The sequence below is a fragment of the Geminicoccus flavidas genome (assembly GCF_009806515.1).
GTDB classification, from domain to species: Bacteria; Pseudomonadota; Alphaproteobacteria; order Geminicoccales; family Geminicoccaceae; genus Geminicoccus; species Geminicoccus flavidus.
The window spans coordinates 1-2,811 of the sequence record NZ_WUJP01000152.1 but is presented as its reverse complement, the minus strand read 5'-3'; the positions used below and the strand labels follow the sequence as shown (position 1 = coordinate 2,811).

Below are 2,811 nucleotides of genomic sequence, written 5' to 3'. Positions count from 1 at the left end.
GGCCGGCTGGTGGCAGGTGATCGACTACGCCATCGCCAGCCAGGTCATGCCGCGCCTGATCGGCCTCTCGGCCTACCGGTTCGACATCAATTTCCGCGAGTCGGCAGTGGTGGGCATCGTGGGTGCCGGCGGGATCGGCGCCACGCTGAACACCGCCCTCGACCGCTACGAGTTCGATTCCGCTGCCGCCATCCTGCTCATCATCATCGGCATCGTGATGCTGTGCGAGTACGGCTCCGGCATGATCCGCAAAAGGATCCAGTAATGGCCGTACGCACCGACGCTTCCGGGACGCCCAGGGACTGGCGGCTGCGCACCGGCAAGGACAGCCTGCTGCGCTGGTGCGGCTGGTTCGCCCTGGTGGCGCTCACCGTGTTCTGCTGGCGGGTGATGACCCAGGACACGATCTGGATGTTCGTGCAGGACGCGCCGACCCAGGCCGCCGACATCTTCGGCCGGATGGTCCCGCCGCGCTGGGACTATGCCAACCGGCTGTGGTGGCCGCTCTGGGACACGATCAACATCGCCACACTCGGCACGATCATCGCGCTGGTCCTGGCGGTGCCGCTGGCATTTTTGGCCGCGCGCAACACCACGCCCAGCGTGTTGTTCGTCCGGCCGGTGGCCCTGTTCATCATCGTGGCCTCGCGCTCGATCAATGCGCTGATCTGGGGCCTGCTCCTGGTGGCGGTGCTGGGGCCGGGCGTGCTGGCCGGCATCATCGCCATCGCGCTGCGTGCGATCGGCTTCATCGGCAAGCTGCTCTACGAGGCGATCGAGGAGATCGACGAGCGCCAGGTCGAGGCGATCCGCGCCACCGGTGCGTCCGGTGCCCAGGTCATGGCCTACGGGATCGTGCCGCAGATCCTGCCGGCACTCGCCACAATCGCGGTGTTCCGCTGGGACATCAACATCCGCGAGTCGACCGTGCTGGGCCTGGTGGGTGCCGGCGGGCTGGGCCTGGCGCTGGAGGGGTCGCTCAACACCCTGGCCTGGCCGCAGGTGAGTGTAATCCTGCTGATGATCCTGGCCACCGTGCTGGTGAGCGAGTGGGTCACTGCCAAGGTGCGGCGCGCGATCATCTGAGGGGGCCAAGCAAGGATCGGGCTCAGGCAACGGCAAGTCCTGCTCGGACACTTGCCCAGATCATGGTATGGTGCTGCCTCGGGTCTGGCAGGACGTGCGACCCGGGGAGGCCGGACATGCATGGAGACGGGACCGACACCTATCATCTGGTCGGCATCATTCTCCGCTTCCTCACCCGCAGCCGCGAGGGCGGGCCGGGCTACAGCCTGGTCGAGGCGCTGGTGAGCCCGGGCGGTGGCCCGCCGCTCAACCGGCACCCGGCGGACGACGAAAGCTTCTATGTCCTGGACGGGCGGATGCGCTTCACGATCGGCGAGCGGAGCTTCGAGGCAGGACCGGGCACGTTCGTGCAGATCCCGGTGGGCGAGGTCCACACCTTCACCAATATCGGCACGTCATCGGCACGGATGCTGATCCTGAACGTGCCCGGCCGGCTCCACGACCGCTTCTTCAGTCAGGCCGGCGAGCCGATGCCGAGCGGCACGACCAGCTTCCCCGAAACCAAGGCCCTGCCGGACGTGCCGCGCCTCCTGGAACTCGGCCGGCAGAACGGGATCGAGTTCCTCCTGCCCGGCCGTTGATGCCGCGGCGCCGGATGGATCGTCATCCAGCGGTCGTCATGCCGTCACCTGCCGGTGACGGCCGGCGCATGGCCGCCTGCTAGGCGTCCGCCCGTCCACTGAATGGGGAGAGATCCATTGCAGGCGAAGTCCGACTATCTTCCGTTCGGCACGCTGGACGGCCAGATCCCGATCGTGGTCGGCCATCGCGGGGCGAGCGGCTATCGGCCGGAGCACACGCTCGAATCCTACCAGACCGCGATCGAGATGGGCGCCGAGTTCATCGAGCCCGACGTGGTCGCCACCAGTGACGGCCATCTGATCGCCCGCCACGAGAACCTGCTGGCCGGCGTGCAGCTGAACCCGGACGGCTCGATCGCGTTCGATGCCGAGGGCAAGCCGGTGGTCACCGAGGCGACCAACAACGTCGCCGAGTATGACGGCAACGGCGACGGCCAGCCGGACTTCTACGACCGACTGACGGTCAAGACGATCGACGGCCGCCAGGTCGGCGGCTGGTTCAGCGAGGACTTCACGCTCGACGAGATCAAGCAGCTGGGTGCGCGTGAGCGCATCGGCGAGATCCGGCCGGGCAGTGCCGAGTATGACGACCAGTTCGAGATCCCGACCCTCCAGGAGGTGATCCAGCTGGCGCAGCAGGCCAGCACGGAGACCGGCCGGCCGATCGGCGTCTATGTCGAGACCAAGCACCCGACCTATTTCGCCCTCGAAGGCACGCACCAGAACGAGGACAAGAACGGCAACGGTACGCTCGACGCGGGCGAGGACATCAACGCGAACGGTTCGCTCGACGTGGTGAACGGCGGCGGGAAGATCGGGATCAGCCTCGGGCAGGAGGTGGTCGACGCCTTCGTCGAGACCGGCTTCACCAACCCCGAGCAGATCTACATCCAGTCGTTCGAGGTGGCGAACCTCATCGAGCTGCAGAACGAGATCATGCCGAAGGCCGGCCTCGACCTGCCGCTCGTGCAACTGATGAGCGGTGCCGGTTCGCAGGTCTACGACATCGCCCACAACTTCCTCTCGGGCGACTCCGCGGCCGATCCGTCAGTGTATGACGGCTTCCTGATCGAGATGAGCGGGGCCACCACCTATGGCGACCTCGCGACCGCGGACGGCCTGAAGTCGATCGCCAGCTATGCCG

The 2,811-nt window shown here is 67.0% G+C and carries 3 protein-coding genes and 1 pseudogene; all 4 read left to right on the top strand.

The features are described 5' to 3' along the window. A pseudogene (locus EQG76_RS04105) lies at positions 1–265 on the top strand (phosphonate ABC transporter, permease protein PhnE); the annotation flags it as partial. Continuing rightward, on the top strand, positions 265–1,086 hold the full coding sequence (gene phnE, locus EQG76_RS04100; RefSeq protein WP_159710853.1) for a phosphonate ABC transporter, permease protein PhnE: 822 nt from the start codon (positions 265–267) through the stop codon (positions 1,084–1,086). The pseudogene EQG76_RS04105 and the gene phnE, both read left to right, overlap by 1 nt. Positions 1,087–1,202: 116 nt before the next feature. Further along, positions 1,203–1,667: a cupin domain-containing protein gene (locus EQG76_RS04095; RefSeq protein WP_159710851.1), complete on the top strand. Its 465-nt coding sequence runs from the start codon at positions 1,203–1,205 to the stop codon at positions 1,665–1,667. Positions 1,668–1,784: 117 nt separating this feature from the next. Further along, on the top strand, positions 1,785–2,811 hold a 1,027-nt coding region (locus EQG76_RS04090; RefSeq protein ID WP_265338964.1), incomplete at its 3' end, for a glycerophosphodiester phosphodiesterase family protein.

Excerpts from the sequence above, each read along its gene's own strand:
- phnE (WP_159710853.1), top strand. The coding sequence starts at position 265 with ATGGCCGTACGCACCGACGCTTCCGGGACGCCCAGGGACTGGCGGCTG.
- EQG76_RS04095 (WP_159710851.1), top strand. The coding sequence starts at position 1,203 with ATGCATGGAGACGGGACCGACACCTATCATCTGGTCGGCATCATTCTC.